The organism is Actinacidiphila oryziradicis (genome assembly GCF_005047355.1).
Lineage (GTDB): Bacteria > Actinomycetota > Actinomycetes > Streptomycetales > Streptomycetaceae > Actinacidiphila > Actinacidiphila oryziradicis.
Map to the genome: position 1 here is coordinate 24,392 of NZ_SUMC01000047.1, position 16,492 is coordinate 40,883.

Here is a 16,492-nt window from a genome sequence, read left to right on the forward strand (position 1 = left end):
CAACTGCACAGCTCTGCGGACGGGCTTGACCGTAGGGCTCCGGGCCTGCATGGCCTGGGCCGACGCCGACCCGGTGCGGCACCTCCTCGAGTGGGCGTGGATGTCGGCCAGGAACGGCGGCCTGCGTCACCCGCACGAGAGGGGCCGCGCGGCTGCTCAGTCGGCTTCCGGCGCCTGGAGTAGGTCGCGGACCTCTTCGGCGGTGGTCTCCTGGAGCTCTTCTGCCAGGAGCAGCCAACGGGTGATGCCGACCGATTCGAGGAAGGGCAGATCGTGGCCGGCGATCAGGAGTGCGCCCTGGTAGGAGTCGAGAGCGCTCGTCAACTGCCGCACGCTGGCCATATCGAGATTATTGGTCGGCTCGTCCAGCATCAGCAACTGCGGGGCCGGAGCGGCGAGCATCGTCGCTGCGAGGGCGGCCCGGAAGCGTTCTCCGCCCGAGAGGGTGCCGGCCAACTGTTCGGCGCGTGCCCCCTTGAACAGGAAGCGCGCGAGCTGGGAGCGGATGTGGTTGTCGGTGACCCGGGGGGCCAGGCGGGCCACGTTCGCCGCGACGCTCAGCTCCTCGTCCAGCACATCCAGGCGCTGCGGAAGGAACCGCAGTGGCACGAACGTCCTGGCCTGGCCGGACAGCGGCGCGAGTTCCCCGGTGAGGGTGCGCAGCAGCGTGGTCTTACCGGCTCCGTTGCGCCCGACCAGCGCGATGCGTTCGGGACCGTGTACATGGAGATTGCCGTCGTGCAGCTTGCCGAACCGCAGGTGCAACTCGTGCAGGCTCAGGACGGTGCGGCCTGCGGGCACGGCGGTATGGGGAAGGCCGACACGGATCTCGGCGTCGTCGCGGATCGCGTCCGCGGCCTCCTCGAGTTGCTCGCGCGCGTCATCGAGACCGATTCGGGCGAGGTCCTGGCCGAACGGGACAACCCGCGGGACTCCTTCGCGGGACACGTCCTCGAAACCCCGTGGGACGAACTGCAGTTGGCTTACTTCGCCGGATACGCGATGTGGACGTATCTGACCGAGCCCTTCTCGTTCACCATGCCCGGCTTCGAGACCGAGGAGGTGACGCCCTGGGAGGAGGACGGCCAGACCTGGCGGCGGCTGAAGGTGACGTTCCCCGACGACATCGCGACCCACTCCAAGGAGCAGACCTTCTACATCGGCAGCGACGGTCTCATCAAGCGGCACGACTACGACGCCGAGGTTGTCGCGGGCGGCCCGGCCGCGCACTACCCCTCGGAGTACCGGGAGTTCGACGGGATCATGATCCCGACCAAGCGACGGGTCTACCCCCTCGCCGAGGACGGAACGGCCAACCGGGATCTGCTGCTCGTCAGCATCGACCTCGACGGGATCACGCTCGAGTGATGTGCGGTGCCACCATGAAGCCCCAGGCCGCCTGCAGCCGGGGGCTTCGTCGTCGAAACCGTAGAACCATAGAACCGCAGAAAGCACAGCAAGGCGTCAGGCAAGCAGTGTGCCGAACACCGTGTCGAAGAAAATGTCGTAGGAGTCTTCCGAATGGTCGGACCGGGCGGAGATGAGCGTCCCCTCCCAGGCGTTCAGAATGAACCGGGCGAGCGTCTTCGCGTCTGTGGCCGCCGCCACCTGGCCCGACTCCTGCGCCTGGGCGATCGGAGCCGCGAGCGCCTGCGCCCAGCCCTCCAGGCTGAGCCGTACCGCCTCGCGGATCATGTCGCTGTGGTCGGCCATCTCCGCGCCGAAGCCGCCGACGAGGCAGCCACGGGCGAAGCCCCGGCTAATGTTCTCCTCGCGGAGGAACTCGAAGTGCTGCCGCAGCCGCAGCAGCGGATCGGTGGACGCCTCGGTGAGCTCCCCGAGCCGGATGCTCTCGCCGTATCGCTCCAGGGCCACCACGGCCAGCGCTTCCTTGCTCTCGAAGTGGTTGTAGAACGAACCCTTCGGGACACCTGCGCTATTGGTGATGTCTTTGACACCCGCCGCGTTGAACCCGTACGTATGGAACTGCTCGACCGCCGCTTCGACGATCTCCTCGCGCATGCTCTTTCTGCCCACCGGGAGTACCCCCTCGCAGCAATATGACCAATCATCTTCAACAAGACCTTGCCACGCACCGTCCTGCGCCTCAGGGGCCGAGATCGCCGGGGGATGAAGCCCCCCGCGGCCGGCGCGGCCGCGGGGGGTGACCGTGATCAGATCCGAACGGCGCGGATCCTGACGCGGGGAGCGCCCTGGTGCGCGGGTGGCGCACCAGGGCGTCCGGGTCAGGTGCCGAAGACCTGGAACTCCCACAGCGAGTACCCGTATTGGGTGGCCCGTGCGGTGCCGTACATGCGCACGTAGCGGCCGGATCCGGATACCGGCAGCGTCTGGGTGCCACCGGTACCGCTGGTGGTGGAGTAGACGGTGGTCCAGGTCGAACCGTCCGCCGAGGTCTGGATCTGGAACGCGGTGCCGTAGGCGGCCTCCCAGTTGAGCACCACCTGGCTGATCGTGTGGCTGGCGCCCAGGTCGACCTGGAGCCACTGCGGGTCGGAGAATCCGCTCGACCACCGGGTGCCGGTGTTGCCGTCGACCGCGTTCGGCGCGGCGAAGCTGGTGCTCTCCGCGGACGAGGCGGTCGCCGTCTTGCCCTGCGACAGCAGAGTGCTGCTGCCGCTGCCACCGGACGTCGGTGAGCCGTAGAGCGCCAATTCGTAGAGTGAATCGCCCCATTGTGAGGCTCTGCTTGTCGCGTACACCCGGACATAACGCCCGGAGCCGGACAGTGCGGTGTCCTGGAGGTCGGCTGGGCTGTTGTTGTTCGAGTAGATGGTGGTCCATGTCGTGCCGTCGTTGGACGTCTGTATCTGATAGGCCGATGCGGCCGACGCCTCCCAGGTCAAGGTCGCGTGCGTGAAGTTGTAGGACTGGCCGAGGTCGACCTGGAGCCACTGCGGGTCGGAGAATCCGCTCGACCAGCGGGTGGTGATGTTGCCGTCGGTCGCGCTGGACGCCGGGAAGGCGGTGCTCTCCACCGACGAGGCCGTGGTGGGCTTGCCCTGGGCGATGTTGGTACCTGAGGTGCCGGCCGGGGCCTTGTTGTACACGGCGACGTAGTCGATGTTCATCTGGCCGCCGGAGACGGTGCTGGCGTTGGGGCCGCCGCCGAACGCGGCGGGGAACGCGCCGCCTATGGCCAGGTCGAAGATGGGGAAGAAGCTGTGGTCGACCGCGTTGGCCCACGTGGTCGCGTCCATCTGGCTGGAGTTGACGGTGAAGTAGTTGGCGCCGTCGAGGTACCAGCGGATCTGCTCGGGCGAGGTCGACCTGTCGACCTCCACCGCGTAGGTGTGGTAGCCGGTCTGGCACCCACTGCAGGCGCGCTCGCCGCTGCCGAGTCCGGTGGACTCGTTGCACGCGCCGCCCGGGCTGACGCCGCAGTGCAGCGTGCCGAAGAGCGAACTGCGACCGTTGATGTCCTCCATCATGTCGATCTCGCCGGAGCCCGGCCAAGGGACGCCGATGCGCAGCGGCGAGCCCAGCATCCAGAACGCCGGCCAGTACCCGGCTCCGTTCGCCGTGGTGACATTCGGCTGCTGGATGGAGGCCTGTATCCGCACCACTCCGCCGGGCTGGGCGCCGAAGCCGTCGGCCTGCGTCTCGACCCGGCCGGAGGTCCAGCCGGTGTTCGGGTCGGTACCCGAGTGCAGGGCCTTGAGCACCAGGTGGCCGCTGCCGTCCTGGTACACGTTGTTGGTGCTGGTGGTCGTTGTCTCGATCTCGCCGGTGCCGAAGCTGCTGCCGGCGCCGGCGTCGTAGCGCCAAGTCGTGGTGTCCAGGGCGGAATTGGCCGCGCCGTTGAAGTCGTCGCTCCAGGTGCTGGTGAAGCCTGTCGGCGACGCCGGCACGGCGGCCGGTTGCGCTGCGGCGGCAGGCTGCGCCGCGGCGACCCCGGCCCGGGAAACGGCCGGCGGGGCGGAAGCGGTGGCGGTGGCCGAAGGTGAGCCGGCCAACGTGACCGCCGCGATGGCGGTGAGGGCCAGCAGGCCGACCGAGAGCCGTCCATTCGGTTGACGGTGCGGTAGTCGGAAGCGCTTGCCTCTGATCGACATGCGTACTCCTTCTCCTAGTGGGGGGAGGGCGACCGCATCTGGCCGGGAAACGGTGTGCCCTTGACAGGGGAGAGCTGAGAGAGCGCTCTCTGGAGGATCTTCCTCGCTTGGAGCGCTGTCAAGAGAACGGCAACGTTTACGTAACTCTCACAGGCTCGGCAGGACTTGGGAGCCGATCGTGCGCCGGGTCGGCGGTTGGGCCTCGTCCCTGGTGGCCGGGCAGAGGGCGGTCAGCGGCGGCACAGCGGCCTCTTCTCCACGATCACGCGGCAGGTCTCGGTGAGCCGCTCCACCCGGCCTCCGGGTACGGCGGCAGCGCACTTCGGGACGGTGCCGGGGGCCGGCTCAGTGGTCCAGTAGCGCTTCCCGGCCGTGGTCGCGGTAGGCGGCGAGCAGGGCGGCGAGGTCGTCGGCGGTGAGTGGCTGGTACGCGGCCCCGCGCCGCCCGGCGTCCGGCGGCGACCGCCACACCGGGTCGGCGCAGCGGAACCCCTCCCGGCGCAGCCGGGCCCGGTGCACCTTGTTCGTCGCCGTGACCGGCATGGATGTCACGATCCGGACGAACCGGGGCGCTATCTTCGCACCCAGATCCGGCTGTCCGGCCAGGAACGCGGCGAAGGCGTCCGGGTCGAAACCGGCGCCCTCGCGCAGAGCGAGCGCGGCCATCACCTGGTCGCCGGAGGCGGGGTCGGGGACGGCTTGCACGGCCGCCGCCACGGCGTCCGGGAAGCGGGCCAGGATCTCCTCGACGACCGCTGCCGCCAGGTTCTCGCCGTCCACCCGCAGCCGGTCCTCGGCGCGCCCGGCGAAGTGGAACCAGCCGTCCTGGTCGCGGAAGAACAGGTCGCCGGTCCAGAACCAGCCACGCCGGTTGCGCTCGGTGTCGGCGGCCTGGTTCTTCCAGTAGCCCTCGAACGGGTTCGGGGCGCGGTTGGCCAGTTCGCGTATTGCCTCGTCGCCGTTCACCAGCCGGCCGGTCCCGTCCAGCCAGCCGCGCGGCAGTTCCTCGCCGGTGCTGCGGTTGACCACCGCCAGGTCGGTACCGGGGGCGCCGCGGCCGGCGGCGCCGAGCGGTGCGTCCGCAGGGCGCTGGAGCGCGGCGCCGCCCTCGGAGGAGCCGTACCCCTCGGTCAGCGGCACCCCGAAGCGCTTGGCGAACCGGGCCGCGTCCACCGGGCCCGCCCCGGTGCCGAAGCCGTGCCGGAGGGAGTGGTCCCCGTCCCCGGGGTGTTCGGGGGCGGCCAGTAGGTACTGGACCGCGCGGCCGACATACGTGAAGCACGTGGCCCCGTACGCCCGTACGTCGGGCAGAAAGCCCGACGCGGAGAACGTCCGGCTCAGCGCCACCGCCGCGCCGAGCGCGTGAACCGGAGAGCGCTCAAAGTACGATCAGCCAATGGCTGACATAACCGAAACCACCCCTGGCTGGCTCGCTCCCGACGAACTCGAACTGACGCGCGCACGGATGCCGATCCTGTACGTCGACGCTGTGCCAGTGCGGGTCGACGACAGCGGGGAAGTCACACACATCGGACTTCTTCTGCGTATCGGGCCGGACGGCAAGGTCAGCCGCGCCCTCGTCTCCGGCCGGGTGCTGCACCATGAGCGGGTCCGCGACGCGCTCCTGCGCCATCTGGAGAAGGATCTCGGCCCGGTGGCGCTGCCCCGGGTCCCGGCCTCTCCGCAGCCCTTCACCATCGCCGAGTACTTCCCGACACAAGGGATCACGCCCTACCACGACCCCCGCCAGCACGCGGTGTCCCTCGCCTACATCGTCCCGGTGGCGGGCGACTGCCGCCCCCGGCAGGACGCTCTCGACCTGGTCTGGTTCAGCCCGCAGGAGGCCTCATCGCCGCTGGTACAGCAGGAGATGCCGGGCGGCCAGGGGGTACTCCTCAAGCAGGCCCTCGCGCATGTCGGTTGCCTGTCCTGACCGCGGGGCGGCTCCTTCGCCGGCGCCGAAGGAGCCGAAGAACAAGACTGCGAGACAGACGCGTGCCGCCCCGACGGCCACCGGCAACGATACTGACGTCATCCGGCCCTTCCCGTGCCGATACATCGCCACAGCGGTGCGACGGGGCTTCGGCGGCGGACGGGCGGTGGCGGCGTGGTGGCCACGGCGCCTGTTCGCGTCGGGCACGCCGTCCGCGGCCGCGTCGAGAGCGGATCGGCGTGCCCCATCCCGCACGAGTGGAGGCGGTGACGGGGGTTTCTTCCGCGATGGACCCGTGCGACACAAGCACGAAGATCAAACCAGATCCGAGGCCATGTGCACCGTCAGACCGAGATCACGCGAATCCTCGGCTGACGATCTGCGTCAGGTCACCGCCCCCCGATGCCGCCACCCGTTTCGACTGCCCGCCGGTCCGCGCGACGTAGGCCGTGGCCAGGCCGAGCAGCCCGTTGACCGAAGCGTCACCCGGATCACGCAGCACCGCGCAGTCCAGCCCTGCCGTGTCGACCCGCAAGGCAGTCGTCGAGATCTCCGGCCACGGCGAACGTGTCGATGATCGTGTCGCCGACGAGTTCCCGCGCGGGCTGCCCCGTCAACCAACCGGTGCGGAAACGAGCGCATATCTCGGCGTCAAGACCCGCCACCCGCGTAATGTCATGGTCGCCATGCACACCAAGGTAAAAGGCAAGCGGATGCCGCACGGACTCGCGGGCTTGTACACGGTCGTTCTTACACGCGGCGAGGACGTGGGCCGTGACGTCCAAGGGCTGCTTGATCTGTTCCCTCGACGCGATCGTTGACCACCGCGATGATCGACTCGGAGAACTCCTGCATCTGTTCCAGAGTCTGCGGGACGTCGTTCGCGGCGAAAAGCAATGCCGAAAGTGTGGTGGCGCCCGCGTCGGCGTAGCGCTGCACCTGCTCGAGCACGTCGTCGGGCGAACCGATCAGGTTGCGTTCGGTCAAGTCGGCTTGGCGGCTGTTCAATGTCGACTCGGACAGCGAGCGCATGTGGGTGAAGATCTGGGACTCCTCGAATGTTTTCAGCGCCTCTTCGCGGGTGCGTCCCAGTGCCACGGCCAGTTGCGGTGCAACGTCGAAGTCCGCGGGAAGTGCCCGACCGGATTGCTCGGCGCCTGCCCTGATCTCGGCCACACCGCCAGATATTTCCGAAGGCGTGAGACAGGCGGGGAGCCACCCGTTCCCGAACCGCGCGGCCCGTTCCTTCGATCCGCCGGCACTGGCTGCGGAGTTTGTTCGGTCGTCAGTAGCCTCGCCGAACGTTGTCCGCGGCCGCCTCGTTGCGCCTTCGGGCTCGCCGTTGCCGTTCGGCCGCCAGTTCACTCAACGCGTCATTGACGGCGCCGAGCACGGTCGCCACCGCGTCGTCGGCCACGCTCGGGAAGTCTCCAGTTCGCTTGTCGCGGATCCCGAGAGCCGCCACAAGGGCGGCGAGGACGGGCTCATCCGATGTCCAGCGGTTTGCCGCCGAGCGGCGAGCGGGCGAATCGACCAGCACTGTCCGACTGGTCCGGAAGAACATCCAGCGGCGGTGTCGTTGCCGAGTGAGCTGCCCTTCCGCCTCAAGGGCGGTCAGATAGGCCGCGGACAGGCCACGGCCTCTGCGCCACAGCCAGTCGCCGACGGACTCGTACGGCGCCTGTCGGGCAAGCGCCGCCGCCTCATCCAACAGGCGATCAGTTATAGCTCGCCGGTAGCCCGGCACGATGTGATCGCCGTCCAGGGTGATGGCTTCGGCATCGAGGAGGTCGATTGCCTCGGCTCCCGCGAGCGCCAGCGACAGATCGCCTCGCTCCACAGGGCGACTGGACGTCATGTCCATGGCAATGATCAACAGGTCCCGCGGTGTGGTCATGAATGGCTCCACGTCAGGGGTAGTAATCAGCCTGCCTCGGCGATTGTCGCTCGCGGAGACCACGCCCGTCAGTGAGGGACACGGCATTCCCGGGGCTGAACCTGTTGGGGAGCGAGGCGATGAGGGCTTTGCCGATCACGGTGACCAGGTCGGGTACGGGGCGCGGCCGGGTTCAGGCACGGTGGAATTCTCCGATTCATGGCTCGCCCGAGCCCCGGGTGATCAGTCGGGTCGGCACGGTCATGGACCCCGAAGTGGTCACCAAGCTGCTCGGCCGCCGCAGCCGCCGTGAACCCCTCTCCCGGCCCCCGGTGCGCAACGCCCGGTCGGCCGCGTCGGCGGTGTCGGCGGTGGTTCCCGTGACCAGTGGTTCGGGCAGCCACGGCCCGACATAGGTCTCGCGGCGGCGGCTGATGCTGTCCCGCCGGGCGAGCGCGTGGTTCACCGCTATCCGCACCACATAGGCGCGCGGGTTGTCGATCTTCGCCATCGACGAGCGGCGGACTCGCTCGGAAGATGGGAGGCATCCGCCGCCTGCGGTGACAGTACACAATGGGCACCGGTGCGGTTATCACCTGGGCCGCACCCACATGTCAGTCCGATTTTCCCCTGAGCGCGGAGGCGCTGTTGATAACACCGATCACACCGTCTTTGGCGGCCGGATCCAAGGTGGCGGCTATCCCCAGGTCGAGGACGCAGACGACCTGCGCCATGCCTGTTTTCGAGCGGCACAGGCCTCGATGCCCACGGCGCGCCGGCCGTCAATCGGACGAGCACGACAGCCCCACACCGATCGGGGTGGGAGCCGCCGTGCGTCGCCGGGATCAGCCGGTGACGCTGTCCGAACCGTCCTCGAGGTGGCCGGTGTAGCGGCGCGACCAGGAGGAGTCACCGTTCACCGTCACGGACAGGTCGTACCAGCCTTTGCTCTTGGCCAGTGGGTCTATCGTGTGCGTCGTGTGGCCGTGCGCGGGGACGTGGTAGCTGATCGCGCGGTCCTTGATGTAGTGGTTCGACACGACCGTGAAGGTCACGGCCTTGCTGCTGGTGTTGGTCAACTTCAGCGCGAGCCTGGGCTTGGAGCTGTAGCCGTCAACGTAGTACTCCGCCTCCACCTGCGCCGTCTTGCCGGAGGCGCCGACATCACCGGTGAAGTGCCGCAGGAAACGGTTCGGTCCGACGACGGTGATGTCGTACGCGGTATCGCCGGCGGCCGCGCCGACCTGGGCCGTCCCGGCGACGGTCTTGTTGGAGAGCGTGTATGAGGGGTCGACCGTGTATTGCCCCGGGAACTTCGCGGGGTAGTCGGTCAGCGACGGCGTATTCGCGAGGTTGTTGTAGACCGAGAAGTGGCTCGCCTTGCCCACGTGCGGACCGTTGTTGCTCAACGCCAGGTTCGCCGTGACTGACCCGCTGCTGTCGGTCGTGAAGCCGACGAGGTTCGCGTTCGGCTGGTACGGCAGCGGCCGCGCCTGCTTCGTGCCCGATTCCTGCTCCGGCAGCGCGTTCGTCGTGACCGGCGGGGTGTAGCCGGTTTTCGGCTCGCCGATGGGAGTGAGGCCCGGCAGCCTCGGCAGGCCGAAGACCGGCGACTTGAAGTCGAAGGCATTGGTGAGGTCACCGCAGACCCGGCGGCGCCAGTCGCTGATGTTCCGGCAGATCGCGGGCTTGCCGAGCGCGCCGGTCCACTTCTCCATGAACTGAATGACCGAGGTGTGGTCGGAGACCTCCGAGGTGACCCAGCCGCCGCGCGTCCACGGCGAGACCAGCAGCATGGGCACCCTGAAGCCCAACCCGACCGGAGCCGGCTGTGTGAACCCGTACTTGGACAGATCGGTGCCGGCGACGAACTCGTCTGTCTCCCCCGGCGCGGGCACCGGCGGCGGCACGTGGTCGAACTGGCCGTCGTTCTCGTCGAAGTTGATGATCACCAGCGTCGAGTTGAAGACGTCCGGGTCCGCGTTGAGCGCCTTGAGTACCTCGTTCACGTAGTAGGCGCCGTCGGTCGGGGCGCCGTCCGGGTGCTCGGAGAACTGCTGGTTCGTGACCAGCCAGGTAACCTGCGGCAACGTGCCGGCCAGCACGTCCTTCTTGACCGCCAGGGCCAGGTTGTCGGCGTTGCCGGTCTGGTAGTCGTTCGGCTCCGGCACGATCGCGACGCCGTTGTCGTAGAACACGTTACCGGGTGCGGGGGTGCCGCCCTGCTCGGGGTCGTACTGGGCGAAAGTCTTGAAGTACTCCAGGGCGTTGTCGCCGTAGTTGTCGGTGCCCTGGTAGACCTTCCAGCTGATCCCGGCCTTCTGCAGCGTCTCGGCGTAGGACTCCCACAGCAGGTTCTTGCCGAGTTCGTCGCCACCGCTGTAGGCGGTGTAGCTGCTGTACTTGTTCTGCGCGTCGATCGTGCCGCCCCAGTGGTAGGTGCGGTTCGGGCCGGTCGCGCTGAGTACCGAGCAGTGGTACGCGTCGCCGATCGTGTACTCGTCGGCCAGGGCGTAGTGGAACGGCAGGTCCGCCCGGTCCAGGTAACCCAGGGTGGTCGGGCCACCCTTGCTGGAGTACCAGGCGTTCATCAGTCCGCCGTACCACGCCTCGTGCTGGGTCTCCCAGCTGTGGTCGGTCCCACCGTAGTTCTGCGCCCCGGCCTCCGAGCTGGGCGGCTGGTGCCCGGCAGGGTAGGCCGAGACGGGCGCGTCGCTCAGGCGCCACGGGTACTGCGTCCCGGTGATCGGCTGGCCGGGCTTCGAGGTGGGCTGCTCGAAGACCGACAGGCCACCGGGCAGGGTGATCGCGGAGCGATCGGCGAAGCCGCGGACCCCGCGCAGCGAACCGTAGTAGTGGTCGAAGCTGCGGTTCTCCTGCATCAGGATCACGACCCGCTTTATGTCGCGGATATCGCCGTGCAGCTTCGGCTTCGGGGTCGACGCGGCCTCAGCCACCGGAGCGGCCACGCCGATCGCCGCAGCACCGGTGATCGCAGCGGCCGCACCGAGGAAGCTTCTGCGGGACAGTTCTGACATGGATCAACACCTCCGGGAGGGTTTGGGGGTGTCGAGAAACCTATTGATCGTTTCGGGCGTGTCGGCGAAGAGAGCATTAACAACAGCAGAAATGATCACATTTCTCGGCGCCGGTTCGTCACAGGACCAGAACCGTTCCCGGGGTGGCCGAAGCGGCGCTGACCAGGTAGGCAAGGTCGCTGGCCCGGGTGCGTGGACGGGGCAGGCTGGTGGCTCCGTGGGTTATCCCGACGGGCGGCTCAGGCAGGGCGCGCAGCCCTCGGGGGCAGGGCGAGCAGCTGCGGCGGGAGATCCTGGCCGCGGTCAACGGCCTGCTGATGGAGTGGGCAGTGTCGACAAACTGACCATCCGGGCGGTTGCCAAAGAGGTCGGGGTCGCGGCTCCGAGCATCTATCTGCACTTCGAGGACAAGGCCGAGCTGGTACGGGCGGCCCTGTCGGACAAGTACGACGACCTCGTCGCCAGGATGGCCGCTGCGGATGACGCCGCCGACGGTGCTGATCCCCGGGAGCCGCTGCGGGCGCAGGCGCAGGCCTACTGCCGGTTCGCTCTGGACAATCCCGGCCACTACCGGCTCATGTTCGAGGTGCGCCAGCCGAGGGTCGAGGCCTCGAGGATCAGCGGGCATCTCGCGCGCCACGTCTCGGCCAGCGTTCGTGCCGGGTTCCCGAGGTGCCAGGAGTCCGGGTATGTGCTGTCCCTGCCGGTCGCGGCACATGACAGGCCGGGGATCGAGGTGCTCCAGGCCATCATCGACGGCACGCTGCCGGGCCCGCCCATCGCCCGTCTCATGAGCTTCGACCTCATTTCCGTCACGGCGGGCTCCGCGGTCTTCGAACTGACCCCGGACGAGTACCACTACAACCCGATCGGCTCGGTCCACGGAGGTGTCTACGCCACGCTCCTCGACTCGGCCGCGGGCTGCGCCGTCCACTCGTTGCTCCCAGCGGGCGTCCGCTACACCAGCTTGGACCTGACCGTGAAGTTCCTCCGCCCGGTCACCACCGACACCGGGCAACTCCTGTCCACCGGCACTGTCACCCACCTGGGCAAGCGCACCGCCCTGACCGAAGCCAAACTCACCGACAAGGACGGCCGGCTGCTCGCCACCGCCATCAGCAGCTGCCTGATCATCCGCGATTGACGGCATCCATGTCCTGACCGCGCTGCAGAACGGCGACCTCCTGACTTCACCGCGGTGCGGGCGGATAGCGAAGAGCACAGCCCTACGGAACCAGGCCCCGTCCTCATCGCTGAGCTGCAGGACGGCACGGCAGTGCTCGGGCCTACCTGGTGCGTCGCCTGCGTGAAGCGGGCATCCCCTGCGCCTGTCGTGCTGACCTGGATGGCTCCAGCGGCGGAACGGCCAGGAAATCGTAACGTCGGAGCGTGTCGCCGGCACCGTCAACACCCAGCCGGTCGTCATCAGGCGCTGCCTGGGGCAGCTTCGTAACGGCCGGCGAACGTGCCTCTCTGACCGGCTTCTGTGGTGACTGTGGGCGGCGTTAGAGCGTTTCGCGGTGCTGCAGAGATCAAATCCGGGTGCGGCGGATAATATGAAATTATCAATAGCTATTCGTAAATACGCTATATGTGCGCCGTGTTTCGCCTCTTGGCGCTCCACTGAACGGTTGACACTGTGTCTAGAGTCTTGTCTTAAGAACCATCCTGATGGGTTACTTCCTGTGTCCGCTTCGGCGGGCGTACGAATCCTCGACGGACGCGAGGAAGCCCCGGTCCGGCGGCAGCTGACGCCGGAGCGGCAGTGTTCCTCGATAGCCCCGTGCGATGCAGGCGGCCGCAGACCGCCAATCAGCACCAGCGCAAGGCCATCGAGATACCACCTGGCCAGTGGACACGAGAGCTGGCTCGCATCCACCCGGGACGTACTCCGGTCGGAGCATTCCCATCACTGCTCGGCAATGTACCGCATTCCGAGCGAGGAGGAATCCCATGCCCATCAGTCCGAACCAAGGATCCAGCGGCGGCGGCACACTCGTCACCGTCACCGGCACAAATCTGAGCGGCACCTCGGCGGTGCGCTTCGGCACCAAGGTCGCCACTGCCGTCACCGTCGTCTCGCCCACGCAGGTCACCGCCATCTCCCCCTCTGGCAACGGGGCAGTCGGCGTCACCCTGACCACTCCGGGAGGGACGAGCAACCCCGTTCCGTTCTATTACGTCGGGGCGCCGTTCAAGCAGACCCTCAGTCCGGCCTCCGGGTCTACTGCGGGCGGCCAGACCGTCACCATCAACGGTACGGGTCTCTCCACCGCCAGCAGCGTCGCTTTCGGCGCCAACACCGCGGTGCCGACGGTGGTGTCCGACGGTCAGATCACCGTCGCCACACCGGCAGGCACCGCCGGCTCGGTGGGAGTCAGCGTCACCACAGCGGGCGGCACCAACAACGGGCTCGCGTACACCTACGTCGCCGTCCCGACGGTGACGACGGTCGTCCCCGCAGAGGGACCGACCTCAGGCGGCACGACGGTGACCGTGTCCGGCACCGGCCTCACCAGCACCACCGCGGTCACCTTCGGCGGCAACCCGGCGCCCTTCACCGTGATCTCCGACACCGCGGTGTCGGCCGTCACCCCTGCCGGGACCGCCGGCGCCGTCGACGTCGTCGTGAGCAACGACGCCGGCAGCGCGACTGCCGTGGGCGCGTTCACGTACACCGCAGGTCCCGGCATCTGACCGCGCCCTCCAAGCGCGGCCACCCCCGGGAACGATCCGACCGGGAGCGGACGCGGTAACTCTGCAGAGCGCCACGTCCGCCTCCCAAGGCCCCCGGCTCAGAATTCTTCTGGGCCGGGGGCCCTTGGCCCGCCTGACCAGTCACGACGATCGGACGTTGACCAGGGCAGACTTCCGGGGACGCCGGAGCCCGTACCAGGGCAGCGAGCAAGATCCAATGAACCCTCTCCGGCCGTCCCGGGCCGGTTGACACCCTACGGAGGCACCGTGGAAAACAATGACCTCGCGGTGGGAGCAGTCCGGCCAATCGCCGTCGCCGCCGTCCCCGCTCTCAGCTCGGTCGTACCCAACACCGGTCCTGCGGCAGGCCAGAGCACCGTCACGCTGAACGGCACCGGTTTCACCGGAGCCACCGTGGTCACCTTCGGCACCAACGCTGCCCTCTCCTACACGGTCAACTCGGCGACGACGATCACCGCGATGACCCCGCCCGGCACGGGCGCCGTCCCCGTCACCGTCAAAACCCCCGGCGGGACCAGTAACTCGATCACCTACACCTATGCGGCGACACCGGCCCTCACCGCCATCTCGCCCGGGCAGGGCCCGGTTTCCGGCGGTACCACCGTCACCCTCACCGGCAGCGGCCTCACCGGGGCCACGGCGGTTACTTTCGGCAGCACGGCCGCCACCACCTATACCGTCAATTCCTCGACGCAGATCACCGCCGTCGCGCCAGCCGGCACAGGTGCTGTGCCCGTCACCGTCACCACACTCGGCGGTACCACCGGCCCCGTTTACTTCTTCTACGTGAGCGCACCCTCCCTCATTACCGTCTCGCCCAGCCAGGGCCCGGTTTCCGGCGGTACCACCGTCACCCTCACCGGTACCGGCCTCACCGGGGCCACGGCGGTTACTTTCGGCAGCACGGCCGCCACCACCTATACCGTCAATTCCCCTACGCAGATCACGGCCCTCGCGCCCGTCGGCACGGGGTCCGTCGCCCTCACCGTCACCGCCCCGGGTGGCACCAGCAACCCGGTCGTGTACACGTATGTGACGGCACCGGTCCTCACCGTCCTCACCCCCGCCCAGGGACCCACCAGCGCCGGAGCCGGCGTCACCCTCACCGGCAGCGCCCTGACCACCACGACCGCCGTCCTCTTCGGCGGCACCCCCGCCGCATTCACCGTGCTGTCCGACACCACCATCGCCGCACTCGCCCCGGCCGCCTCGGCGGGCGCCGTCCCCGTCAACGTCACCACACTCGGCGGCACCAGCAACTCCCTCACCTACACGCGTGTAGCGCCTCCCACGGTGTAGGGCCCGTCCGGCCGCTACGGCTGGTATGCCTCCCCGGCTACCGCTGAGAGGTGCCCCCACCTCCCCCCTCCACGCAGACCGGCCGGACAGGCCCCGGCCGCATGCCGCGGACACGGATCGTGAAGGGGGTGGTCCGTCACTGCCGCGCGGCGTCCCTTGCTACGGCACTGCACCGGGAACAGCACCGGGAACCGGTCAGCATTCCTCCCCGCTCCGGCCAGCGTGATTCCCGCAAAGGCCATGGGGTACTGAGACCGAATTACCGCCTTCGGGCCGGAAATAACGCCCCCGCCCATTCGGGGGACACCCTGACCCAAGTGGGTTGGTCGCGCCGACAGCTCCCTGGAATGCGCGAGCCCGCAGCGTAGGGTAATGCTCCCCGACCAGTTACGGCGAACCTCGCCCAACAGCTGATCAAGGAGTCGAATCAGTGAGACGTTGGCAAGAACGGAAAGCTTGGGGAATGGCTATTCCCGCGGCTATGGCCGCAGTGGTGGCCGTTGCTTCACCGGCAGCGGCAGCGCAGTCGGGGACCACGGTCCAAGCAACGCCCCAGACAGCGGCCATCGGGCAATCAGTCGGTCTGACCGCGACGGTGACTTGCGCGGAAGACCCCAGCGGCGGCCTCGGCATGACGTTCTTCGACGGCGGGGACATCTTGGCCACCGTGCCCGTCGGGGCTGACGGGGGAGCGGCATACACGGCCAGCTTCGCCTCCGCCGGCGGTCACACGATCACGGCTGCATACAACGGTAACGACAACTGCAGCGCTTCGAACGGCTCGACCACGGTCGAGGTCTCGGTACTCCCCACACTTCCGTGCCTTCTTCTCTGCGGCAGCGGTGGCGTGGTCGATTACAACGTCGGCGACGTCCACAACGGACCCACTACTAATAAACTAGTGTTTCGCCATTCACACAGGTGAGAAGCCTGATTTGGAGTCTACTGGGTTGACGCACCGTCATGCTACGGTGATTCCTCCGCCGGGTGCGGCAGTTCGGCGTTGGTAGCGGCAGCGGTGGGCGAGGGCCTGATGTCGCGTGCGCCAGCGAGACCGGCTCAGCGCACGGGAGAGTGCGCAGGAGCCTTCGGACTTCCGCCACGGTAAAGGACGCGAGGCCGGACTCACCGTTTCTCCGGCCACCCTCCCCGTGGGCTCGCCAGCGGGCGTACCACTTGGGCAGGCAGCGTCGGGAGGTCCCGGCTTCGACGGCGACGTGCGTGATCGGCCGCCCGGCGTCGATGCGCAGGCACAGGCGCAGCCGTCCCTCCGGGGTCAGCGGAGCGTTGGGGTGCCCGGCCATGATCCCCCCGTACTGGCTGGACATGCCGGACCGGGCTATCCCGGGGCCTTCACGGCCGCTGCCGTGCTGCACCATGCGCATCTCATGTCACCGTCAACCCACTCGGTGACAGTCCATGGTGAACGGGTGCCACTGACAACGACCGGTTCGCGCTGGTCAGTCCTCGGGATCCAGTAGGAGCCGTGCAGGGAGTGCAGTTTGGTGTCACATGATCTGACAAGTGCTGTTGCTGCGCCGACGAGCTTGGC

13 protein-coding genes and 3 pseudogenes are annotated in these 16,492 nt (G+C 68.2%); 6 read left to right on the plus strand and 10 right to left on the minus strand.

Features of this window, described 5'->3' with window-relative positions:
• Positions 1-156 precede the first annotated feature (156 nt).
• Positions 157-888: pseudogene (locus tag FCI23_RS34535) on the minus strand (ATP-binding cassette domain-containing protein); the annotation flags it as partial.
• Between FCI23_RS34535 and FCI23_RS34540 the strand changes: the two are divergent.
• Complete coding sequence (locus tag FCI23_RS34540) at positions 769-1,368, plus strand: hypothetical protein (RefSeq protein WP_169317065.1); 600 nt, start codon at positions 769-771, stop codon at positions 1,366-1,368. The pseudogene FCI23_RS34535 and the gene FCI23_RS34540 overlap by 120 nt on opposite strands.
• A 96-nt stretch (positions 1,369-1,464) precedes the next feature.
• Here the strand turns inward: FCI23_RS34540 and FCI23_RS34545 are convergent, their stop codons facing one another.
• From FCI23_RS34545 to FCI23_RS34555, 3 genes and pseudogenes are all read right to left on the minus strand, one after another.
• On the minus strand, positions 1,465-2,037 hold the full coding sequence (locus tag FCI23_RS34545) for a TetR/AcrR family transcriptional regulator (RefSeq protein ID WP_136728123.1): 573 nt from the start codon (positions 2,035-2,037) through the stop codon (positions 1,465-1,467).
• 209 nt (positions 2,038-2,246) lie between these two features.
• Positions 2,247-4,076, minus strand: coding sequence for a galactose-binding domain-containing protein (locus tag FCI23_RS60495; RefSeq protein ID WP_136728124.1), 1,830 nt, complete (start codon positions 4,074-4,076; stop codon positions 2,247-2,249).
• Between the two features lie 345 nt (positions 4,077-4,421).
• Positions 4,422-5,450 (minus strand): annotated as a pseudogene (locus FCI23_RS34555) (AMP-binding protein); the annotation flags it as partial.
• 22 nt (positions 5,451-5,472) lie between these two features.
• Between FCI23_RS34555 and FCI23_RS34560 the strand changes: the two are divergent.
• Positions 5,473-6,009: an NUDIX hydrolase family protein gene (locus tag FCI23_RS34560; protein WP_211265566.1), complete on the plus strand. Its 537-nt coding sequence runs from the start codon at positions 5,473-5,475 to the stop codon at positions 6,007-6,009.
• Between the two features lie 355 nt (positions 6,010-6,364).
• On the opposite strand, the gene FCI23_RS34565 is transcribed toward FCI23_RS34560, so the two are convergent.
• From FCI23_RS34565 to FCI23_RS34585, 5 genes and pseudogenes are all read right to left on the minus strand, one after another.
• On the minus strand, positions 6,365-6,544 hold the full coding sequence (locus FCI23_RS34565) for a hypothetical protein (RefSeq protein ID WP_136728126.1): 180 nt from the start codon (positions 6,542-6,544) through the stop codon (positions 6,365-6,367).
• 215 nt (positions 6,545-6,759) lie between these two features.
• Entirely contained in the window at positions 6,760-7,374 is a 615-nt protein-coding gene (locus FCI23_RS34570) for an LLM class flavin-dependent oxidoreductase (RefSeq protein WP_136728127.1), read from the minus strand.
• On the minus strand, positions 7,295-7,906 hold the full coding sequence (locus tag FCI23_RS34575; RefSeq protein WP_136728152.1) for a GOLPH3/VPS74 family protein: 612 nt from the start codon (positions 7,904-7,906) through the stop codon (positions 7,295-7,297). The genes FCI23_RS34570 and FCI23_RS34575 overlap by 80 nt, the downstream gene beginning before the upstream one ends.
• A 313-nt stretch (positions 7,907-8,219) precedes the next feature.
• Positions 8,220-8,405: pseudogene (locus FCI23_RS64040) on the minus strand (RNA polymerase subunit sigma-24); the annotation flags it as partial.
• A gap of 325 nt (positions 8,406-8,730) precedes the next feature.
• Positions 8,731-10,923 (minus strand): phosphocholine-specific phospholipase C, encoded by a 2,193-nt coding sequence (locus FCI23_RS34585; RefSeq protein ID WP_136728128.1) that lies wholly within the window; start codon positions 10,921-10,923, stop codon positions 8,731-8,733.
• Between the two features lie 322 nt (positions 10,924-11,245).
• Between FCI23_RS34585 and FCI23_RS63220 the strand changes: the two genes are divergently transcribed.
• The 4 genes from FCI23_RS63220 to FCI23_RS34615 all read left to right on the plus strand — a co-directional run bounded on the left by FCI23_RS63220 (position 11,246) and on the right by FCI23_RS34615 (position 15,865).
• Positions 11,246-12,067 carry a hotdog fold thioesterase gene (locus FCI23_RS63220; protein WP_322973928.1) on the plus strand — a complete coding sequence of 274 codons (822 nt, stop codon included), beginning with the start codon at positions 11,246-11,248 and terminating at the stop codon, positions 12,065-12,067.
• 809 nt (positions 12,068-12,876) lie between these two features.
• Positions 12,877-13,620 carry an IPT/TIG domain-containing protein gene (locus FCI23_RS34605; RefSeq protein WP_136728129.1) on the plus strand — a complete coding sequence of 248 codons (744 nt, stop codon included), beginning with the start codon at positions 12,877-12,879 and terminating at the stop codon, positions 13,618-13,620.
• A 267-nt stretch (positions 13,621-13,887) separates the two neighbouring features.
• On the plus strand, positions 13,888-14,940 hold the full coding sequence (locus FCI23_RS34610) for an IPT/TIG domain-containing protein (RefSeq protein WP_136728130.1): 1,053 nt from the start codon (positions 13,888-13,890) through the stop codon (positions 14,938-14,940).
• Positions 14,941-15,421: 481 nt separating this feature from the next.
• Positions 15,422-15,865 carry an Ig-like domain-containing protein gene (locus FCI23_RS34615; RefSeq protein WP_136728131.1) on the plus strand — a complete coding sequence of 148 codons (444 nt, stop codon included), beginning with the start codon at positions 15,422-15,424 and terminating at the stop codon, positions 15,863-15,865.
• Here FCI23_RS34615 and FCI23_RS62545 read toward each other — a convergent pair.
• Entirely contained in the window at positions 15,831-16,325 is a 495-nt protein-coding gene (locus tag FCI23_RS62545) for a helix-turn-helix domain-containing protein (protein WP_211265568.1), read from the minus strand. The genes FCI23_RS34615 and FCI23_RS62545 overlap by 35 nt on opposite strands.
• Positions 16,326-16,492 lie beyond the last annotated feature (167 nt).